General features: G+C 42.2%; 22 protein-coding genes. 17 read left to right on the top strand and 5 right to left on the bottom strand.

Annotated features, from left to right (window positions below):
• Positions 1 to 50: 50 nt before the first annotated feature.
• A complete protein-coding gene (priA, locus tag B6K83_RS14555; RefSeq protein ID WP_233144042.1) occupies positions 51 to 2,267 on the bottom strand; it encodes a primosomal protein N' in 2,217 nt (738 codons plus the stop codon).
• Positions 2,268 to 2,502: 235 nt separating this feature from the next.
• Between priA and rpmE the strand changes: the two genes are divergently transcribed.
• The 6 genes from rpmE to alr all read left to right on the top strand — a co-directional run bounded on the left by rpmE (position 2,503) and on the right by alr (position 7,820).
• Positions 2,503 to 2,715, top strand: a complete 213-nt coding sequence (rpmE, locus tag B6K83_RS14550) for a 50S ribosomal protein L31 (RefSeq protein ID WP_077286181.1) — start codon at positions 2,503 to 2,505, stop codon at positions 2,713 to 2,715.
• Positions 2,716 to 2,966: 251 nt separating this feature from the next.
• On the top strand, positions 2,967 to 3,527 hold the full coding sequence (locus B6K83_RS14545; protein WP_233144041.1) for an RNA polymerase sigma factor: 561 nt from the start codon (positions 2,967 to 2,969) through the stop codon (positions 3,525 to 3,527).
• Between the two features lie 3 nt (positions 3,528 to 3,530).
• Complete coding sequence (locus B6K83_RS14540) at positions 3,531 to 4,052, top strand: hypothetical protein (RefSeq protein ID WP_085285653.1); 522 nt, start codon at positions 3,531 to 3,533, stop codon at positions 4,050 to 4,052.
• Positions 4,053 to 5,024, top strand: coding sequence for a DUF4097 family beta strand repeat-containing protein (locus tag B6K83_RS14535; protein WP_085285652.1), 972 nt, complete (start codon positions 4,053 to 4,055; stop codon positions 5,022 to 5,024).
• Between the two features lie 291 nt (positions 5,025 to 5,315).
• Positions 5,316 to 6,734 carry a replicative DNA helicase gene (dnaB, locus tag B6K83_RS14530; RefSeq protein WP_085285651.1) on the top strand — a complete coding sequence of 473 codons (1,419 nt, stop codon included), beginning with the start codon at positions 5,316 to 5,318 and terminating at the stop codon, positions 6,732 to 6,734.
• Positions 6,735 to 6,746: 12 nt separating this feature from the next.
• Positions 6,747 to 7,820: an alanine racemase gene (gene alr, locus B6K83_RS14525; protein ID WP_198951695.1), complete on the top strand. Its 1,074-nt coding sequence runs from the start codon at positions 6,747 to 6,749 to the stop codon at positions 7,818 to 7,820.
• A 3-nt stretch (positions 7,821 to 7,823) separates the two neighbouring features.
• Here alr and B6K83_RS14520 read toward each other — a convergent pair whose 3' ends face one another.
• From B6K83_RS14520 to B6K83_RS14510, 3 genes are all read right to left on the bottom strand, one after another.
• Positions 7,824 to 8,243, bottom strand: coding sequence for a secondary thiamine-phosphate synthase enzyme YjbQ (locus B6K83_RS14520; RefSeq protein ID WP_085285649.1), 420 nt, complete (start codon positions 8,241 to 8,243; stop codon positions 7,824 to 7,826).
• Positions 8,244 to 8,353: 110 nt separating this feature from the next.
• Positions 8,354 to 8,818 carry a chemotaxis protein CheX gene (locus B6K83_RS14515; RefSeq protein ID WP_085285648.1) on the bottom strand — a complete coding sequence of 155 codons (465 nt, stop codon included), beginning with the start codon at positions 8,816 to 8,818 and terminating at the stop codon, positions 8,354 to 8,356.
• A gap of 328 nt (positions 8,819 to 9,146) precedes the next feature.
• Positions 9,147 to 9,638 carry a helix-turn-helix transcriptional regulator gene (locus B6K83_RS14510; RefSeq protein WP_085285647.1) on the bottom strand — a complete coding sequence of 164 codons (492 nt, stop codon included), beginning with the start codon at positions 9,636 to 9,638 and terminating at the stop codon, positions 9,147 to 9,149.
• 395 nt (positions 9,639 to 10,033) lie between these two features.
• Between B6K83_RS14510 and B6K83_RS14505 the strand changes: the two genes are divergently transcribed.
• From B6K83_RS14505 to B6K83_RS14470, 8 genes are all read left to right on the top strand, one after another.
• The gene (locus B6K83_RS14505) at positions 10,034 to 10,744 is read left to right on the top strand and encodes a cytochrome b/b6 domain-containing protein (protein ID WP_085285646.1); all 711 of its coding nucleotides are present in this window, start codon (positions 10,034 to 10,036) and stop codon (positions 10,742 to 10,744) included.
• 83 nt (positions 10,745 to 10,827) lie between these two features.
• Positions 10,828 to 11,394 carry a Tll0287-like domain-containing protein gene (locus B6K83_RS14500; protein ID WP_085285645.1) on the top strand — a complete coding sequence of 189 codons (567 nt, stop codon included), beginning with the start codon at positions 10,828 to 10,830 and terminating at the stop codon, positions 11,392 to 11,394.
• Positions 11,395 to 11,603: 209 nt separating this feature from the next.
• Positions 11,604 to 12,590, top strand: a complete 987-nt coding sequence (dusA, locus tag B6K83_RS14495) for a tRNA dihydrouridine(20/20a) synthase DusA (protein ID WP_198951694.1) — start codon at positions 11,604 to 11,606, stop codon at positions 12,588 to 12,590.
• Positions 12,591 to 13,275: 685 nt separating this feature from the next.
• Complete coding sequence (locus tag B6K83_RS14490) at positions 13,276 to 14,121, top strand: sulfurtransferase (protein ID WP_085285644.1); 846 nt, start codon at positions 13,276 to 13,278, stop codon at positions 14,119 to 14,121.
• A 352-nt stretch (positions 14,122 to 14,473) separates the two neighbouring features.
• Positions 14,474 to 14,770, top strand: a complete 297-nt coding sequence (locus tag B6K83_RS14485) for a hypothetical protein (protein WP_085285643.1) — start codon at positions 14,474 to 14,476, stop codon at positions 14,768 to 14,770.
• Positions 14,771 to 14,780: 10 nt separating this feature from the next.
• Positions 14,781 to 15,443, top strand: a complete 663-nt coding sequence (gene pspA, locus B6K83_RS14480; RefSeq protein WP_085285642.1) for a phage shock protein PspA — start codon at positions 14,781 to 14,783, stop codon at positions 15,441 to 15,443.
• A gap of 132 nt (positions 15,444 to 15,575) precedes the next feature.
• Positions 15,576 to 15,788 (top strand): PspC domain-containing protein, encoded by a 213-nt coding sequence (locus B6K83_RS14475; protein WP_085285641.1) that lies wholly within the window; start codon positions 15,576 to 15,578, stop codon positions 15,786 to 15,788.
• A 67-nt stretch (positions 15,789 to 15,855) separates the two neighbouring features.
• The gene (locus tag B6K83_RS14470) at positions 15,856 to 16,191 is read left to right on the top strand and encodes a hypothetical protein (protein WP_085285640.1); all 336 of its coding nucleotides are present in this window, start codon (positions 15,856 to 15,858) and stop codon (positions 16,189 to 16,191) included.
• A gap of 128 nt (positions 16,192 to 16,319) precedes the next feature.
• Here the strand turns inward: B6K83_RS14470 and B6K83_RS14465 are convergent, their stop codons facing one another.
• Entirely contained in the window at positions 16,320 to 17,057 is a 738-nt protein-coding gene (locus B6K83_RS14465; RefSeq protein ID WP_085285639.1) for an enoyl-CoA hydratase, read from the bottom strand.
• 69 nt (positions 17,058 to 17,126) lie between these two features.
• Here B6K83_RS14465 and B6K83_RS14460 point away from each other — a divergent pair, with 69 nt between their 5' ends.
• From B6K83_RS14460 to B6K83_RS14450, 3 genes are read left to right on the top strand one after another with little or no spacing between them, the layout of a single operon-like run.
• The gene (locus B6K83_RS14460; RefSeq protein ID WP_085285638.1) at positions 17,127 to 17,585 is read left to right on the top strand and encodes a copper chaperone PCu(A)C; all 459 of its coding nucleotides are present in this window, start codon (positions 17,127 to 17,129) and stop codon (positions 17,583 to 17,585) included.
• Positions 17,586 to 17,594: 9 nt separating this feature from the next.
• On the top strand, positions 17,595 to 18,587 hold the full coding sequence (locus B6K83_RS14455; RefSeq protein ID WP_085285637.1) for a DUF2333 family protein: 993 nt from the start codon (positions 17,595 to 17,597) through the stop codon (positions 18,585 to 18,587).
• A gap of 6 nt (positions 18,588 to 18,593) precedes the next feature.
• Positions 18,594 to 19,361 carry a TIGR04219 family outer membrane beta-barrel protein gene (locus B6K83_RS14450; RefSeq protein WP_085285636.1) on the top strand — a complete coding sequence of 256 codons (768 nt, stop codon included), beginning with the start codon at positions 18,594 to 18,596 and terminating at the stop codon, positions 19,359 to 19,361.
• Positions 19,362 to 19,759 lie beyond the last annotated feature (398 nt).

Here is a 19,759-nt window from a genome sequence, read left to right as displayed (position 1 = left end):
AGGTGCTTAAGAGGCAGTCAATGTCATTTTGACATTAGCTGCGATCAGGACTACCAAGTCAGATCAATGGGATCAATATCAACTGACCATCTTACTTTCGACTGCCACTCATTGTTGGTACTGGTGTGTATAAGCTGAAAAACCGCTTGGTGTAATTGTTTACGCGACTTTGCTTGTAAAATCAGGTGAAAACGGTATTTACCTGCCTTTTTTTCCATTGCTGCGGGCACGGGGCCTGCGAATTGACACCCCAGACATTGTGTTTCTGCTAGTGAGCGCAAAAACTTTTCGGGATAGGAGGGGTAGTTTGCTTCGGCGCGAAACAGGGCTTGAAAACTAAACGGTGGCAACAAGGCTTGTTGTCGTTCATTTAAAGCTTGTGTGGCAAAGTGTTGATAACCATTATTGACTAGATCTTGTAATAATGGATGTTCTGGAAAGCGGGTTTGCACTAAGACTTTGCCCGGTTTACTGGCTCGGCCTGCGCGCCCTGACACTTGCACTAACAGCTGTGCCATATGCTCGGCGGCACGAAAGTCATAACTAAATAAAGCGCCATCAACATCGAGTATTGCCACCAGCGTCACATTTGGAAAATGATGACCTTTGGCGAGCATTTGCGTGCCGATCAGAAGTTGGTGTTCTTTGTTATTAATCTGGGTTAATAGTTTTGCTAATGCGCCTTTCTTACGCGTGCTATCGCGGTCGATACGCACGGTGGAATAGTCGGGAAAAAGCTCGGAAATTTTTTCTTCTAGTTGCTCGGTACCCTGTCCTAACGGTTTGATCCGAACGCTACCGCAACTTGGACACTGCGCAGGAATGCGCTTTTGACTTGCACAATGATGACAGATCAGTAAGCCCTGACTTTGATGTAAGGTATACGGTTTATTGCAACGCTGACAGTCTGCAAGCCAATGACATTCCTGGCAATTGATCGCGGGCGCATAGCCACGACGATTAAGAAAAATAAGTGCTTGTTCACCACGCGCTAAAGTGCTGACAATGGCGTGCTTTAACGTGCCCGACAAACCGTATTGCATCTGTTGTTGGGCGATATCGATGACACTGATTTTTGCCATAGTGGCATTGCCGGCGCGTTTGCGTAATTGGTGGTAATGGTATTTGCCGACACGGCCATTGTGCAGTGACTCAAAGCTTGGAGTGGCGCTGCCAAGAAGGATAGGGATATTCAATTGTCTGGCCCGAAGAATAGCCATATCACGGGCATGGTAGCGAAAACTGTCTTGTTGCTTAAATGAAGCGTCATGCTCTTCATCAACAATGATCAACCCTAAATTAGTCAGTGGTGAAAAAACTGCTGAGCGTGTGCCAATGATAATGGCGGCGCTACCTCGTTGTGCCGCCAACCAAGTTTGTAAGCGTTCTTTATCGTTAAGGCCAGAATGATGCAAGCTAATTGGCACATGAAAACGCTGTTCAAAGCGGCTTAACGTTTGCGGCGTTAAGCCAATTTCAGGAACTAACACCAAAACTTGCTGATCTTGTGCTAAGGCCTGTTCCATAGCTTGTAAGTAAACTTCGGTTTTACCGCTACCGGTAACGCCATCAATTAAATGGCATGCAAACTGGTTAGCTAATTCTTTCACGGTTGCCACAATAAGCGCTTGCTCAGGTGATAATGACAAGCGATTGCTGTGTTGTAAGTAGTGATTTTGCCAACTAAAACGGCTAACCTCGCTGGCTTGACTGTAAATAAACGCTTTTTTTTCCAAGGCCTTAAGTTGGCTCTTATTAAAGCCAAGAGTTAATAACTCAGACCAAGTAATTCCATCGCGCTGTTGAATAATCGCCAGTAGCTCAGCCTGTTTTGGCGAGCGTTTGGCGCTCGCGGCTTGCTCTGCAGTAGTGATATTGTCTGAGGCTTTCCAAACGGGTGGCAGGTCAATGCTTGGTTGCTTTATTTGTCGCAACAAGACTGGCAACGCTTGTTGAAAAACATCACCAATAGGGTGGTGATAATACTCGCTACAGCGGCGAATAAAGTCGATGAGCTCGGGAGAAAAGTGAAAGTTGTCGTTGACTCGACTTAAGATTGATTTGAGTTTTTCAGCTGCGTACTCACTGTGGCTATCGATTGATAACACGATGGCGACGACATGGCGAGCGCCAAACGGGACAATCACACGTTCACCTAAGCGTAGCGCAGGGGTGGTTAATTCTGTTGGCACCCGATAGGTAAACAACTGACGCATAGGAACAGGAATCGCCACTTGTACATAGGTGTTGTTTGCTAAATCTGCCAAAAAGAACCGTCATTTAAAATTCAATATTAATGCTATTTTACTGTGAACTTTAGTAATGCCAAGCGAGAAAATCGCCGCGCTGGTATTTTTAGCCTTATTGCTTACTTTTTAGCATTTTTTATTGCTATGGTGCGCGCTATGCTTTAATATTCGCCTCCATTATTTTTAACTCGTATGGTGCTTGACGGTAATAATGACTGATCAAGTGGCGATGCGGCCTTAACAGAGGTTTCCCATGAAAGACGGTATTCATCCAAATTATGTAGAGTTCAAGGCAACTTGTTCTTGTGGTAACGTTATTACAACACGTTCAACTGTAGGTAAAGACTTACACTTAGACGTATGTTCAGAATGTCACCCATTCTACACTGGTAAGCAAAAAGCTGCTGAGACTGGTGGTCGTGTTGATAAATTCAACAAGCGTTTTGGCGCTCTTAGCAAGAAGTAATTCTGCTATTAAACCAGAAGAAAAAACGCCCTTGGGCGTTTTTTTTTGCCCTCATTATGACCAACCCTCGCTTATAAGCATTACGTTGCCCATCACAAACACTTGTTGATGCGACATTTCAGCAGCGCCATAAATTGAAAGTTCAGTAGCAGCGCTGAGAGCAAAAGTTAAATATTTTTCCTGCGCTTTAAACCCTTTTGCTCCATACTGCGACTAACCTAATAATGACGTAAACAATGAGAGTTTACTTTTTGGATAAGTTAAAAATTATTGAAGAAGTTGAGCCAGCGAGCTTAGATCTAGAGTCGCAATGGATAGCGCAAGCGCAGCAAGGCGATCAAAAGGCGTTTTATGCACTTTATGAAAAATATTATCGACGTATTTATGCGTTGTGTTGGCGAATGATGGCAGACAAAGACAGTGCTGAAGATGCCTGCCAGGAAGTGTTTGTGCAGTTATGGCAAAAAATTAGTAACTTTGCTGGCGAAAGTAAATTTTCCACTTGGTTACATAGTGTCGCGACTCATATTGTATTAAATCATATTCGAAAGAACAAAAGCTGGCTACAACGTATATTTAGTATTGAGGAACAAGTGCTTGAAGATACCTTGGTTGAGATGCCAGATACAGGGCATTATCTAGACAGTAAAATTCAACAGCTACCAGAACGAGCTAGGTTAGTGTTTGTACTGTTTGCTATTGAGGGTTATCGCCATGAAGAGATTGCCAACATGTTAGATATGGCAGTTGGCACCAGTAAAGCCCAATATCACAGAGCTAGAAATTTGTTACAAGCGTCGCTAAGTGAGTAGACCATGAGTAAAGAAACAAGAATACCTAAACAACCCGCAGTAATGCTAGAAGATGAAATTGCGCAACTAGCCAAAGAAATATTACCAGCGCGCGACTTATGGCCGGGTATTGAGAAAGCCATCAATGAACAAGTGCCGGAAGCAAAAACACAAAACACAGGTCGCGTTTTTATGCCCACTGCCTGGGCGGCGTCGATAGTCGCAGCTGTGTTGCTTACTTGGCTTGCAATCAGCCCAAACTCTGCCCAGTTAAATAGCGCAGATAATATAGCAACAGTTATGCAACAAGACTTTCAGCAACAAAAACACCGCATGTTGGTCAGTTTTGGCATGCCGGATATTAAGCAGCTACCTGTGGCGATGCAAACCGAGTTGATCAAGCTCAATTCTGCACAAAAAACCATAAGTCAGGCCTTGGTTGAAGACCCCAACAATAGCGATTTATTAAACTTATTACGTTGGACACAGCAGCAAGAGCTAGAATTATTAACGCAGCTATATAGCCCGCAGTGGCAGAGTATTTAAATGTTAGTAGGTAAAAGAGTCGAGGTTAAAATGGCAAATTTAAGTAAATTATTACCCATAATATTGTTGAGTGTAGCTACGCCAAGTATCGCGGGCGAGCAGGTTAATCAAACGTTGCCATTGACAGGTGCAAATATTGTCAGCATAGAAAACTTGCGCGGTGAAGTAACGCTTATTGGCAACAACGCTGATGAAGTAATAGTTACCGGGGAGCTCGATGATAAAGCCGAGGGGTTAACCTTTGAAAAAGTTGGCTCGCGGATCATGATTAAGGTTGAGTTACCGCGCGGTAGTCATAATGATTGGGGCGATTCCGGCTCTGACTTGACCGTAACTATCCCTAAGCATGTAAAAGTTCGCTTTAAGGGCGTCTCTTCTGACGTAAAAATTAGCAACTTTACCCAAGGCAGTGAAGTACAAACTGTCAGTGGTGATATTGAGGCGAGCGATCTGACGTTACATAGCGAATTAGTGACCGTCAGTGGCAATGTTGTCAGTAAAAACCTAGCGGGTAAAGTACGTATTTCTTCGGTAAGTGGTGATATCGATGATAAAAACTCCAGTGGTCGTTTACACTTGAAAACCGTTAGCGGCAGTATTAATGCCGACTCCAGCGCACAAGAAGTGTCAGCGCACTCAGTGTCTGGCGATATTGAGCTAGCCTTAGCAGCGGTAGATGAGCTTATAGCCTCAACGGTCAGCGGTGAGTTTGAGGGTGAGTTATCGCTAAACGAGCATGGCTTAATAAAGATGTCCAGTGTTAGTGGTGATTTAGCGTTAACATTTAATAATGCCGTGCAAGCGAGTTTTCAATTAAAAGCCAATGCGGGCGGTAATATCATTAATCAATTGACATCAGCAAAAGCAACGCGCGCGAAATACGGTCCTAGCTCAAAATTATCGTTTGACACTGGCAACGCCAGCGCTGCGGTGCAGGCAAGTACGGTCAGTGGACGTATAAAAATAAAATAAAACCGCTTAAGCGTTCGCACTAGGTTTGATGTCTGTCGATGTTATCGAGTACCTTGCAGACATCAAAGCTATGCTACTTGTGAAAGGTGTGTTTTGTCGCCACTAAAAGTAACTTGTTTTAATCAAGTGTCAGTGAAGTTAATAAATCGCGATTTCTTTTCACTTGAGCATTTTGCTTAACCGCAAATTCTGCTACATTAACGCTCTTTATTTTCGAATAATTTATATCACTTGACGCTACCCGTTAGCTATCGTTAAGTAGAGATTATCGCCAAGCATTTAAGGTGTGATATGGCCGATCGTAAGCCTGCCAAGTTTAGTAACAATAAGTCATTTTCTAAAGATAAAAAAATCGATGAATTAAAAGTGCCGCCACATTCGCTAGAAGCGGAACAATCCGTGCTTGGTGGCTTATTGCTAGATAATGAAGCTTGGGATCGCGTTGGCGAACGCGTTGTTGCCCAAGACTTTTATAGTCGCTCACATCGTATTACCTTTGAAACCATAGGCGCATTAATCGAATTGGGTGAGCCGGTTGATTTGATCACGTTATCAGAAGCGCTTGAAAACGATCAAAAGCTTGATGATGCTGGTGGCTTTGTTTATCTAGCTGAAATGATGAAAAACACACCCAGCGCCGCCAATATTAGTGCCTATGCCGATATTGTGCGTGAGCGGGCGGTAACGCGTGAAATGATCAGTGTTGCCAATGAAATTGCCGAAGCCGGTTATGATCCCCAAGGGCGCACCAGTGTTGATTTACTCGACTTTGCCGAAACCAAAGTGTTTGCTATTGCTGAACAACGTGCCAATAAATCAGAAGGACCTGAGAATATCAGCTCGGTATTGGAAAAGACTGTTGATCGCATTGAAAAACTATGCGCCTCACCCACCAATGGTGTTACTGGCGTTTCCAGTGGCTTCGCTGATTTAGATAAAATGACCGCAGGTTTTCAAAAGTCTGATTTAATCATAGTGGCTGGGCGACCTTCCATGGGTAAAACTACCTTTGCCATGAACTTGGCGGAAAATGCCGCCATGACGGAAGACAAACCGGCATTAATCTTTAGTTTAGAGATGCCCTCTGAACAGATCATGATGCGGATGCTGGCCTCGCTGGGGCGTATTGATCAAACAAAAATCCGTACCGGCCAATTAGAAGATGAAGATTGGGCGCGTTTATCATCCACCATGGGGTTGTTGATAGAAAAAGGAAAAATGTTTATTGACGATGCCGCAGGGCTTACACCCACAGACGTACGCTCGCGTGCTCGACGCATAGCACGCGATCATGGCGGTATCAGCTTGATCATGATCGATTACCTACAATTGATGCGAGCGCCACAATTTGCCGATAACAGAACCTTAGAAATTGCTGAAATTTCGCGGTCATTAAAAGCCTTAGCGAAAGAGTTAGAAGTGCCTGTAGTGGCGCTGTCACAGCTTAACCGTGGCTTGGAGCAACGCGCCGATAAACGGCCAGTTAACTCGGATTTGCGTGAGTCAGGATCTATTGAGCAAGATGCTGATTTGATCATGTTTATTTATCGTGATGAGGTCTATCACGACGACTCAGAGTATAAAGGCATGGCCGAAATTATTATAGGGAAACAACGTAACGGGCCGATTGGTCGAGTGCCTTTGACATTCCAAGGTCAATACTCGCGATTTGACAACTACGCGGGTCCGCATGTTTTGGATGAAGATTAAACTGTCATGGCATTGCACACAGCAACAGCAATTATCGATTTATCCGCATTAACGCATAATTACCAAACTATTAAAACGCTTGCCCCGAAAGCCAAAGTGTTAGCGGTATTAAAAGCCAATGGCTATGGCCATGGTTTAGAGCGTATCGCCAAGGCATTGCCCAATGCTGATGCCTTTGGCGTTGCCCGTATTGATGAAGCCTTAGCACTGAGAGCCGCTGGTATAGTACAACCAATTGTTTTACTTGAAGGTTTCTTTGCCGATAGCGATATAGCCATCCTCGCGGCTAACAACTTTGCGACTGTTATACACAATCAGCAACAACTTAGCGCAATACTCAATGCTAAGCTTGAGCAACCACTAAAAGTGTGGTTGAAAATTGATACTGGCATGCATAGGCTGGGGATTAATCCTGAGCAATTTTCACAGTTTTATCAGGCGTTAAGCCAATCACCCAATGTGCAAAAATCTCTGGTGTTAATGAGTCATTTAGGCTGCGCTGACGATAAAACTGCAAGCACAACCCCTAAACAAATGGCTCTATTCGACGCACTTTGTGCTGATAGCAAGTTAGAAAAAAGCTTGGCCAATTCTGCCGCCGTTTTATGTTGGCCAGAAAGTCATTATCAATGGATAAGACCGGGTTTATTACTTTATGGTGTTTCACCTCTGCCGCAGGCCGAGACAATAGATGGCGTTAAGCCGGTGATGACTTTGCAATCAAGTTTGATTGCCGTGCGCGAGATCGCCGCTGGTGAAGCGGTTGGTTATGGTGGCGCTTGGGTGAGCAAACAAAAAACCACCGTAGGTGTCATTGCGATAGGCTACGGAGATGGTTATCCTCGCCATGCACAAAATGGTACGCCGGTGTTACTTAATGGCCGACGCGTGCCGCTGATAGGGCGAGTTTCAATGGACATGATAACGGTAGACTTAGGTCAGCACAGTACCGATAAAATTGGCGACATTGCGACATTATGGGGTAAAGGATTAAACATAGAAGAAATTGCACAAGCGGCCACCAGTATACCTTACGAGCTATTGTGTAATATATCTCGCCGAGTCAAAGTACAATTGGCGCAGTAAGTTCTACCCCGCCATCAGGGTTAGCACCAGTGTTCTCGAACCGCCATGCTCTCTGTGTTCACCCAGATAAATACCTTGCCATTGACCTAAATTCAATTTGCCTTGGGTGATTGGCACACTGACACTACTACCTAGGGTGCTAGCTTTAATATGTGCAGGCATATCGTCAGGGCCTTCATAGGTATGGCGATAATAAGGGGCGTTTTCCGGTACATAGTGGTTGAAATGTTGCTCCATGTCAGCACGAACCGTGGCATCGGCATTTTCATTAATTGTTAATGAGGCAGAACTGTGCTTGATAAAAATGTGCAACACACCACATTGCACCGGTGCAAGTGTTGCTAAGGCGTGTTGAATGTCGTCACTGATCAAATGAAAGCCACGGCGATAGGGTGGTAATGATATTTGTGTTTGTTGCCACATTGTTAACTCCTAAGATTACCTACCGTACAAATTAACAGCACATCATGTGCTGGCAAGCGAATATAAAAAAGCCCCGTATAAACGAGGCTAGTTAGCGTAAAACTATACAATTATTTGTCAAAGCTAAACTCAATATAGGCTTTACCAAATTTAGACGCGAGTGGAATGATGACAATTGGGCCATCTGCTTTATGGGTAATTGTGTGCTTTGTCCCAGAGACCACCATAGGTGTTGCCATGTCAAACTCAAAACCTTTCTCACTGAGCATGCGTTTCGCGCCACCGGTAACCATATTGGTAATTTCACCGACTAAGTCGGTAATTTCTTCGTTGATCTCATCTGGGCCTTCACCCACCATGTTTTTCATGGTCGCTAACGCTAACTTACCTTCAAAGGTAATAGACAAAGAGCCTTTGGTTTGTTCACTAACCATTCCAATTAAGCCAGAAACATCGCCTTGTGCAACTTCATTCTTTTTTAAGCGTGGCTTTTCAGGCGTTAATTCCATTTGCGCCATGGTGGACATTACGTTAAGCATTGAAGACAAAAACGGGTTAATAAACTCTACATTCATGAATGTTTTCCAAAAAAGCTTTTTTTTAATTAGGCATTCGATTTTGCACACATATTGGCAAAAAGTAAATCTCACTAACTCAATAATTAGTGACGATATCAGCCATAATAACTGATTTGTTGAAAGTTACGCTAGTTTTTATCGCTTTATCCGGTTAATTAGCAGTATGCATGTGTTAGTGACAGGGTTACTTATAAACCATTGGCGCTGGTAAAGCCGGCAAGTACATGCGCATAACGTTGAACTTGCGTCATAAGGTAGTGGTTTATATATTTTTATATTTGTTGAATGCATACCGAAAAAAGTCATTGCTGTGTTGGAGTGCAAGTTAGCGCATAAAGTCCTCTAAAAACCATGCTGCCAATTCATGCCGTCCCTCAAGATTAGATTTATGATATATGGTAGAGGCTTGCTGTCGTACGGTTTTTTCTTTGGTATTTCTAACGGCGCTGATCTCTTTAAAACTCAGGCCTTTGAGCATTAACATCGCCACTTCTTGCTCACTGGGGGTAAGCGACCATTTTAAAAATTGTTTATGAATAACGTTGCTGTATTGGTGACGGGCGTTTTTCATTTCTTCAGAAATATGACTAAATTTATCGTCGTAGTCTACTATCGCTTGTTTTAATCGGCTTATATCTGCAGTGCGTGTGCGTATATCGTTAATTAAAAAGTAAGCGCCGATGCCAGATATCAAGACAATCAGGCTTTCAGAAAAAATATGCCAAAGCGGCACACCCAAGGCAATATCGGTGAGCACGTCAAAAAAATTTAAAAACATAATGATAAGCAAAATGATCGCGATCGATTTATCTCTCATAAAACTCCACTTTATCAGTCATATCTATAGGCAATAGGCATATGTACTATGCAAAAAAATATTGATGCCAATTTACAGAACTCACTTATGTCTAATGATTAAATAAGCGTAAAAGCTGATGATGAATATCTAGTTTTGTCAATTCGGTAATAACTGGTGCCGACAGTCATAGCACATCAAGGTTCGAATCTTGTTCACTATAGATTAAATTTAATTTCAATCATTGTTCTAGCGCAAATGCTTACGTTAAATAATGGGGATAATAGGAATATATTAGCGCTTACTTTGTTACTTGTGCCCACGCCTAACGGCTGCGTTATTAACTTTAAGCCATCAGCGTTAATACCTAAAGTTGCATTGTAACTTTTAGTAACTGGCTAAACTGAGAGGTCAATATGACAATGAAACGAGAGCAAGTGTTTGTATACAGTCGCAGTATCAGGCTATTTCACTGGCTAAATGTTATCGTGATTATGTTACTGATAGCACTTGGTCTGATGATTTTAAATAGCAAGTTATTGGGGCTAAGTTCAGACGGTAAAGTCTTATTAAAAACTTTGCATGTCTGCGTGGGCTATGTTTTTGCTTTAAACTTAATATTTCGCTTGCTATTAGGCTTTATTGGTCAGCCCGATGCAAGGTGGCGTAGAGTTTTACCCTTTACTCAAGGTTTTGTCCAGCAGTTGATTGAATTTAAACAGCAGAAAAATAAGGCCTATAAAGGCCATAATCCGGCTGGTAAATTAATGGTATTTGCGTTGTTAGTGATGATGACAGTGCAGTTGCTTTCCGGACTGGTAATTGCCGGTACTGATATTTATTATCCACCATTTGGTCAATATTTTATTGAGCGTATCGCCATCGATAAGGAAAATATTGCCGCCATTAAACCCTACTCAAAGGTCAACGTTGATGCCGAGGCCTATCAAGCAATGCGTCAGTTACGCCAACCTTTTATTACCGCCCATGTGTATGGTTTTTATAGTTTAATTTTGCTCATATTTTTACATATAGTGGGGGTCATTGTGGCTGAGCGGCGCGAAAAAACGGCGCTAGTATCAGCCATGATCAATGGCTATAAATATTTACCGAAAAAGAAACCGTAAACCGTTTTAAAACCCAAGGGTAATTATCATAAGGTAGCTCAGCGGATAATGTGGTTAACCTTAATGCTCAACAGAGGTGTTATATGATGCAAAGCTCACAATTTTTTCTGGCAATAATATTAGTGCTATTTTCCTCGCCTGTATTTGCCACTAATGTGCAAAGTGACACTGACTTAAACCTGCAAGCTAAGCAACTTGTTAAGCGTTTTGCCGGAGCGCTAAAGCCGCAACTTATGCAAGGCATTCAAAGTGGTGGCTTAGTACACGCCATCAATGTGTGTGCTCAGACCGCGCCGCGGATAGCAAATGAATTAAGTACCAGTTCTGGCTGGCAGGTTAAGCGGGTAAGTTTAAAACCAAGAAACGCTAAGGCTAAGCCAGATGACTTTGAAAGAGCGGTACTTGAGCGCTTTAACGTTAGGCAAGCAAACGGGGAGTCTCCAGTATCGTTAGAATATGCTGAAATTATTGATGGTAATTATCGTTTTATGAAAGCACAAGCGGTTGCAGAGGTTTGCTTAGCCTGTCACGGTAAGTCGATACCTGAGCAGGTAAAAAAGCGTTTAAGCGAGCGCTATCCAGCGGATGTTGCCACTGGCTACGAGCTAGGGCAAATACGCGGCGCAATTAGCGTAGTGAAAGCATTGTAAACAAAGACTTAAAAATGTGGTGATTTTATGGTCTTGCTAAACAACGTAAGGTTTAATAATCACCGGAATAAAGCAACACAAGCAGCGACAGTTTGCTGAGCGCTTTTATTTTTGTTTTGTGATGTTAAACCTCGTATAATTGCGCAAAATTTTGCCGCGTACTTTTATTCGCTGCGCATGCTTAAGACCAAGGTTTTTTCGTTAACTATATGATTTCTCATAAGCTCTCCATTGCTCCCATGCTAGATTGGACTGATCGGCATTGTCGTTATTTATACCGCCTGATGTCTAAACACACTGTTTTATATACTGAAATGGTTACCACGGGGGCTATTTTGCATGGTAAAGGCAATTATTTAGCCTACAACGAACAAGAGCACCCCTTAGTTTTACAGCTTGGCGGTAGTGATGTACATGCGATGACTGAGTGTGCAAAAATTGCTGAGCAACACGGCTACGATGAAGTAAATATCAATGTTGGCTGCCCATCAGATCGCGTGCAAAATGGCAGGTTTGGTGCCTGCTTAATGGCTGAGCCGGAGCTGGTGGCAGAGTGTGTTGCCAGTATGCAAAACGCCACTAATATTCCGGTGACGGTAAAGTCGCGTATTGGTATTGATGACTTAGACAGTTATGAGTTTTTACAGCAGTTTTTAACGACAGTCAGCGCTGCTGGGTGCCAACACTTTATTGTTCATGCCCGAAAAGCGTGGCTCAGTGGCCTAAGTCCGAAACAAAATCGTGATATACCGCCGCTAGATTATCACAGGGTCTATCAACTTAAACGAGACTTTTCGCAGTTAGCTATTTCCATTAATGGCGGTATTAGCTCTTATGCCCAAACACATGAGCACTTGCAGTATATTGATGGTGTCATGATCGGCCGTGAAATTTATCAAAACCCCTATCTGCTGGCGCATGCCGACAATGAGATTTGGCAGGCCGATGTTGAGGTAAAAACTCGACAAAAGCTGATAAATGAAATGGCGAGTTATATCGACCAGCATGTTGCCAGCGGTGGCCGCGCCTGGCATGTGGCAAGGCATATGTTAGGTTTGTGCAATGGCCTAGCCGGAGCTAAGCAGTTTCGCCGGTACTTGAGTGAAAATGCCAACGGAAAAAATGTTGGCGGTGAAGTGCTACAGCAGGCCTTTGCTAAAGTGCTTCAACTCAACCCCGAAGTAGAGTCAATATAGAATGTCTAGCGCTGTGCTAGCCGCTAAGGTGTAGTGTTAGTGCTGGACGGTAATTGATAATACCTGCTGCAATATTTTTTAAATGACTGCGTTGCTAGCAACGAGCTCAACTACTTGTTTTTATACAAAACTTAGTCGTGCTTTTTTCTGTTAAATTCACTATCTTTTAGTAAATATAACCATATTCCAATTAGGCTAAAAAATTAGCTGTGCTCGTCTTTATTATTTTAAAAACTAAATTATTAATATAAACAATGTTTTATGTTTTTTATTAGATCTTGGCACAACCTTTGTTAAGTTTTTTGCAACTTACTTAATAGCACTAAAACTATATTGCTCAATGCGTTGTCAAAAAAAGGAATGATAAAATGCCCAGCTTAGCCATGTTATTTGCGTTGTTTATGTTACCTGGTATTTGTTTGCTTGCTACATCGTTAATTGTGGCATTAATTGAAAAAAGCCAAAGTGCATTGCACTCATCACATTAGAAATTTTTTAACGTGATTGTTTCGATTATGTTTAGCTAATTCATGTTTTTCGCTAAATGAGCAGTTTTGCCACCATATTTACGCATTAGCGCTTTGCCTTTTCCTATCATTTAAAACTAGCCCTTGCGGCGCAAGTCTGTACTTTTATTCTAAACTTAGTTAGCTTTGCTATATCATGTCATTGTGAGTTACAAGCTATGAGTCACTTTCAACAATTAATTTCTTGCATCGATTTACACGCCATATTAGATAGTCCAGATCTGGTTGTTTTAGATGCGAGTATTCCACCTGTTGGTAATATGGCGCCGGCAACCTATAGCTGGCCAAAACACCGTATCGCCAAGGCGCGCCGGTTTGATTTAAATCAGCACTTTTCAGATTTATCTAACAATTATCCTCATACCATGCCCACTGCCGCGCAATTTGAACATGCCGCGCAAGCATTAGGAATTAATCAACGAAGTCAAATTGTGGTCTACGATGATTTAGGGCTATTTTCGGCGGCCCGTGCTTGGTACATGTTCAAGGCGATGGGTCATAAAAATATTGCGGTATTAGATGGTGGTCTGCCGTATTGGATCAAGTTAAAAAAGCCACTCGCGGTTGAAACTGAGCCAAAAATTGTCACAGGAGACTTTGAGGCACATCCACAAGCCGACTATTTTTGTCATTGGCAAGAGGTGCAAGCACAAACGCTTAGCCAACAAGAGTTAATTCTTGATGCCCGAGGCCAAGCTCGGTTTAGTGGTAAAGAAGCCGAGCCTAGAGCTGGTGTGCGCAGCGGTCATATGCCTAATGCTAAAAACTTACCTTATACCGAGCTATTCAGGCAGGGGCTATTAAAGCCGCGTGCCGAGTTAGCGCAAATTTTTACTGCACTCAATAGGAAAAATAAGCCAATGATCATGAGTTGTGGCTCTGGTGTTACCGCTTGTATTTTAGCTTTAGCGGCTGAGCTTTCTGGTCATAACGCTGTGCGTGTCTATGATGGCTCTTGGAGTGAGTGGGGGGCGCTTGCAGAAACAGACGTCGTAACTGACTAACACAACTTGCTATTAGAATAGGAAGCAGATTGGCGGCATGGTTTTCTTGTCGCTTTGACCATCGCTTACCTGATAGCAAATATCAATTCACTTCGCGGTAATTCTCGCCGTATAAACCTTGTTATTCGCCACTGGTCAAATTCACTAAAATGAGTGACAAATTTGACCAAATAATCGCCTGACATATTATGTCCTAAAATGCCTTAGATATCTGAAAATAAAATAAATCCTTACATAACAACTGTTTATCTTGTGTGGGTGAATTGGCACAGCACTTGTAATAGTCAGCTTAGATACTTTCATGAAGTGATGCTGACGTCGCTTTCATGTTACTGACATAAGGATATATGTAATGAAACTATTATTGAATAAAACACGTTTGGGTGCGGTTGTGTTGTCTTTAGCAATGTTGTCGGCTTTACCGGCGAAAGCGCAGCAAAACAGTTTAGAGCAGCACTTAGCAGCAAGTATGCACAAACAAGGGCAGATAGTGGCACAAAACTTAGCGGCGACACTATCTAATTCAATTAATGATGAGCTGCAACGCTTTTCAATGCGCTACAGTACAGTGAAAACGCAAGCACTAGTAGCACTAACAACTACGCCTCAATCAATAACAACTAAGCCACAAAGCGCAAAAAAACTTTAGGAGCAAAATTATGGGTATGTTTTCAAGATTCACCGACATTATTAACGCCAATATCAATGCCATGTTAGATAAAGCAGAGCAACCAGAGAAAATGCTCAAGTTAATTATTCAAGAGATGGAAGAAACCTTAGTCGAGGTGCGCTCTACCGCAGCAAAACAAATTGCTGAAAAAAAGTCGCTGATGCGTAATATTCGAGATTTAGAAAAGCGTATTCAGCATTGGCAACAAAAAGCCGAGCTTGCTTTAAGTAGAGATCGGGAAGATTTAGCAAAATCTGCCTTACAAGAAAAGCATACTTGTGGGCAAAAACTACAAGATATACAGCAAGTGCTAACGCAGCTGGACGAATACTTAACCGCAATACAGCAAGATAGTCAGCGTTTGCAAAGTAAGCTAAGTGAGGCAAAACGTAAGCAAGAAGCCTTATTTATGCGCCAACAATCAGCTACTGTGCGCCTAAAAGTGCGAGAAAAAGCAGCAGTGCATAATATTGATGAGGCAATGAATAAATTTGCCCGCTACCAAGCAAAAATTGATCGTGTGGAAGCGCAGGTTGAGGCATTTGATATGACTGAATCGCAAGACTTAGATAGTCAATTTCGTGCCTTAGAAGTAGACGAGCACATAGAGCAAGAGTTAGCTCAAATGAAAGAAAAAGCGGCGAATGGCTAAAGCTCGTCTGACTGTATGGTTAATAGGTAGTGACTGTGCTGCCATGCATGAGTCACTACCTGGTAGCTTAAATTTAGCCATGCATAGTGTAATTAAGCATCAGCATGGTCTGGTAGGTTTTAGGAGTAGGTTATGAGTTTTAATCGAGAGTATTCAGTTCAAAAAACGTTAGCAAAAGATACGCGTCATAAAAAATTAACGGGAGTTTGTGCAGGTATTGCCAAGCATTATCAATTTCCACGGTTAGCGGTGCGCGTGGCTGCTATAGCAGCACTTTTGATGTTTCCGGTGGCGACTGGCGTTGCTTATATAGTAGCTAGCCTATTAATGCCAGTTAAAGGCTAGGCTCGTGATGCGAACGCAATATCAACAAAAAGTAATGATCAATTAGCACTGAGTGTGAGGGGTTTCTATGTCATTTTTTAAAGCCTTGTGTTTGGCTATTTTCGCGACCTTGTTTCTTACCTATGTGCTAGGAATTAGCGTTATCGAGTGGTTTGACGTTGACATTTACATGGGGGAGCAGTTAATAGCGCCATTGCAAGCAATTAGTCTTACGGCGTTAGTTGTGGTGTTACTGGTTTTGGTGGCACTAGCCATTGTCATGAGTGTATTTGGCTCGCTAATTTTTGTTGCCTTGTTAGTGTTAGGTGGCGGGGCGCTGTTATTTGTTGGCGCATTTTGGCCTATTTTGTTGGTGGTAGGGGCTGTTTGGTTACTGATCAGAGAAAAAGAGCAGCCCCAATAAGTTGCTTGTTATTAACAGGCAAAGCACAAGCTATCGCGGCTCACTATATAAGAGTGCGCAAGGCGAAATACAGCCAAACACTGAAGATAATTTGTCTTCAGTGTTCAGGAAGCGCAGTGTTAAAGATGCTATTTAAAAAAGCTGGCTAAAATTGTTTTGCATTCGTCGGTATTGACTAAACGCTTGAATTGCTCTGCTTCATTTTCTAGTACTTGTGGCAACAAGGCTTGACTATGAGCTTTCATTAACTTGCGGCTAGTCAAAAGAGAATCAAGAGGTAGTTTGGCAATTGCCTGTGCAGTACTTAGGGCAGTGCTTAGCAATTCATCTGCAGGGCAAATTTCATTAATTAAGCCATAGTTGAGAGCCTGCTCAGCACTAAACATTTTACCTAATACCAGTAACTCAAAGGCGCGATTATGACCGATACGCAAAGGTAGTAATAAACTAGAGCCGGCTTCAGGGCTTAATCCTAATTGAGTGAACGGGAGTTTAAATTTAGCATTGTCGGCAGCATAAACCATGTCACAATGTAGCAATAAAGTAGTGCCTATACCAACAGCCGGACCTGCAACCGCAGCAACTAAAGGTTTTTCTAGGTTGGCAAGCGCTTTTACTAGGTCAAAAGCGGCTAAATCACCACTTTCACTACATTTAATAAAGTCATGTAAATCGTTACCAGCACAAAAGCATTTTGCATCACCTTGTATGAGTACGCAGCGTATATCGGCACGCTCGTTAGCTAAGGTAAACAAGCGACATAATTCAAGATACATGTCATTGTTTAAAGCATTTTTTTTATCGAATCGGTTGATGGTAATGACAAGCACGCCATTGTCTTCATTTGATATAATTAAGTTATCCATTTTGCTCAAGCTTAGTTACAATAGTGAAGACAAATCATAATATGGATAAATAGGGATGTATAGCGGCAGATGAGGATTATATTTTTATTGGTATTAATCGTATCAAATTTATTATTTTGCGCAGCTAATGCCAGTCAAAACGCTCAGATTAAGGTTGAGAATAGCTATGCTAGGGAGAGCATCCCTGGCACCTCGATTTCATCAGCGTACATGACAATTAAAAACCTTAGTAATAGCAATCGGCGTTTAGTTGCTGCGACGAGTGACGTTAGTGATCGCATTGAAATTCACCAACATACTATGGTTGACGGCCTGATGCGGATGCGTCAACTCCGCTTTGTTGATATTTTAGCCAATGATAGTGTGCAATTTCAGCCATCAGGCTTGCACTTAATGATATTTGACCTAAAACAGTCGCTAACAGCACAACAACAGATGACAATAACGCTACATTTTGATGATCAAACTAGCGTTGATGTAACATATAGTATTAAAGGCCTGAAGCAAAAAAAGCATCACCATCATTAGGAGTTTGTTATGAGTGTAAATATTTCAACAAAAACGGTAATTTCAGCGATTTTTGCATTTTTTTTGGCAATGTATTTATTGGGCGTTTATTGGAGCTTTGAGCCCGCTGAGCTTGATATTCGCGCCGAAGTGACCGCAGCCGCTAATGCAGACGGTGTCGCACCAGTAGTCGGTTACACCACAACGACCGCCTTAATCCGTGTAACTGAAACCTTGCTTAATAAACCCGGTGGTTACTTGTCAAATGACGCTCTGCCTCCGTCAGTATTTTTAGATAATATTCCGTCATGGGAGTTTGGCGTCTTAGAAATGGTGCGTGGTATGGCGTTAGTGATGCGACAAGACTTTAGTCGTTCACAGTCGCAGTCTGCTGAAAATAACAACTTAAAAATTGCACAGCCACAATTTAATATAGATCACACCAGCTGGGTAATGCCGAGCGCCGAAGGAGCGTATCAAAAGGCAATTAATGAGCTTTATCAATACCGTACAGCACTGACCCAAGTAAATAATCAGTCGGCACAGTTTTATGCGCGTGCGGATAACTTACGCGCTTGGATACAAGAGGTAACGAAGCGTCTTGGCAGTTACTCGCAACGTTTAAGCGCTAGTGTGGGCCGAGAGCAAATGAATATCGAGTTGGCGGGCGATAGTGTAGCGCAACAATCCACTTCAAGTGCCAATAGCATGCAATTAAAAACCAGCTGGTGGCAAATCGATAATGAATTTTATGAAGCGCGCGGTGCATGCTGGGCGTTACTGCACTTTTTAAAAGCGATAGAAATAGATTTTAATGATGTATTAGCAAAGAAAAATGCTAAGGTAAGTGTGCAGCAAATAATGCGCGAGCTAGAAGCAAGCCAAGAGCCAATATGGAGCCCAATGGTTTTAAATGGGGACGGTTTTGGTATGCTAGCTAACCATTCACTAGTGATGGCCAATTATATTTCGCGTGCAAATGCCGCTTTAATCGATCTTAACGACTTATTGAGTCAAGGGTAATAAAGTATGAAAAAAATAGCACTAGCAGTAACATTCGCTTCGATTTTATCTACTAACGTTCAAGCCGATGCTTTAGGTATCTACCTTGGAGGACAGGTTTGGGATAATCAAGCTTCAGGAGTGTTTGGTGAAAGCAGTTCGCAAATTGATTTTAATTTGGCGGATAAAAAGCAAAATAGCTTTTTCTTAGCGTTTGAGCACCCTTTACCTATCATTCCTAATATTAAGATAGCATCGACGTCGTTAGAGACCGAAGGCGAAACAACCTTGGCAAATGACTTTGAATTTGAAGGTGAAACGTTTCGAGAAGGCAGTATGGTCAATGCTGACTTTAATATAAGTTATGTAGATTACACCTTGTATTACGAATTGTTTGATAATGACTTACTCTCATTTGACTTTGGTTTAACCGGTAGAGATTTTGATGGTGACATTACCGTAGCAGCGACAGTTAACTTAGACTCAGGGCCTGTAACGCAATCAGGGACGCTAGAGGTGACTGAAATTGTGCCAATGTTATATGTTGCCACCAATGTAGGTCTACCCTTAACCGGTTTAAATCTATACGCTCAAGGTAACTTTTTATCTTTTGATTCTCACACCTTATATGATTATGAGGTTGGGGTAAGTTATGAACTCATTGATAACTTAGCGGTTGATGTCAATATTAACGCTGGTTATCGTGCCGTAAAGCTAGAGCTTGAAGACTTAAGCGACTTATATACCAATATTGAATTTGATGGCGTATTCTTAGGTACCACCATTCATTTTTAACCGCTAGCATTAGTTAGGGTAGACTTGTTAATAAAAACAGGGCTGAGTGTTCAGCGCTGTTTTTTTTGGTCTAAGCCTTGTCATTCTGGGAGAGTGTCGTTGTTTTCGTTTGCTAAAACTGGTTTATCTTTTAATCCAACCTAGTCATTGCTGCTGAGTTCACCAGTTCGTAATGATAAAAGCTATAGGGCTACTGATGCCTGATTTATGTATGGAACAACATTAATTAACAGTGAACAACAGCGGCCAGTTGGCCAAGCCAAGCACTTAGTCAATATTGCTGCCTATTATTAATACCCTGTCGTGTTAGCCTGAAGCCCTGTTGGGTATCTTACTCAAACGCTAAATACCTTCATAGATAGTGCAAAATAAACCGTAAACCACTTGTTAAAGTTGCA

The sequence above is a fragment of the Colwellia chukchiensis genome (assembly GCF_002104455.1).
Classification (GTDB): domain Bacteria; phylum Pseudomonadota; class Gammaproteobacteria; order Enterobacterales; family Alteromonadaceae; genus Cognaticolwellia; species Cognaticolwellia chukchiensis.
Note: the sequence above shows the minus strand (reverse complement) of the source record. Positions and strands in the feature narration are given on the sequence as shown.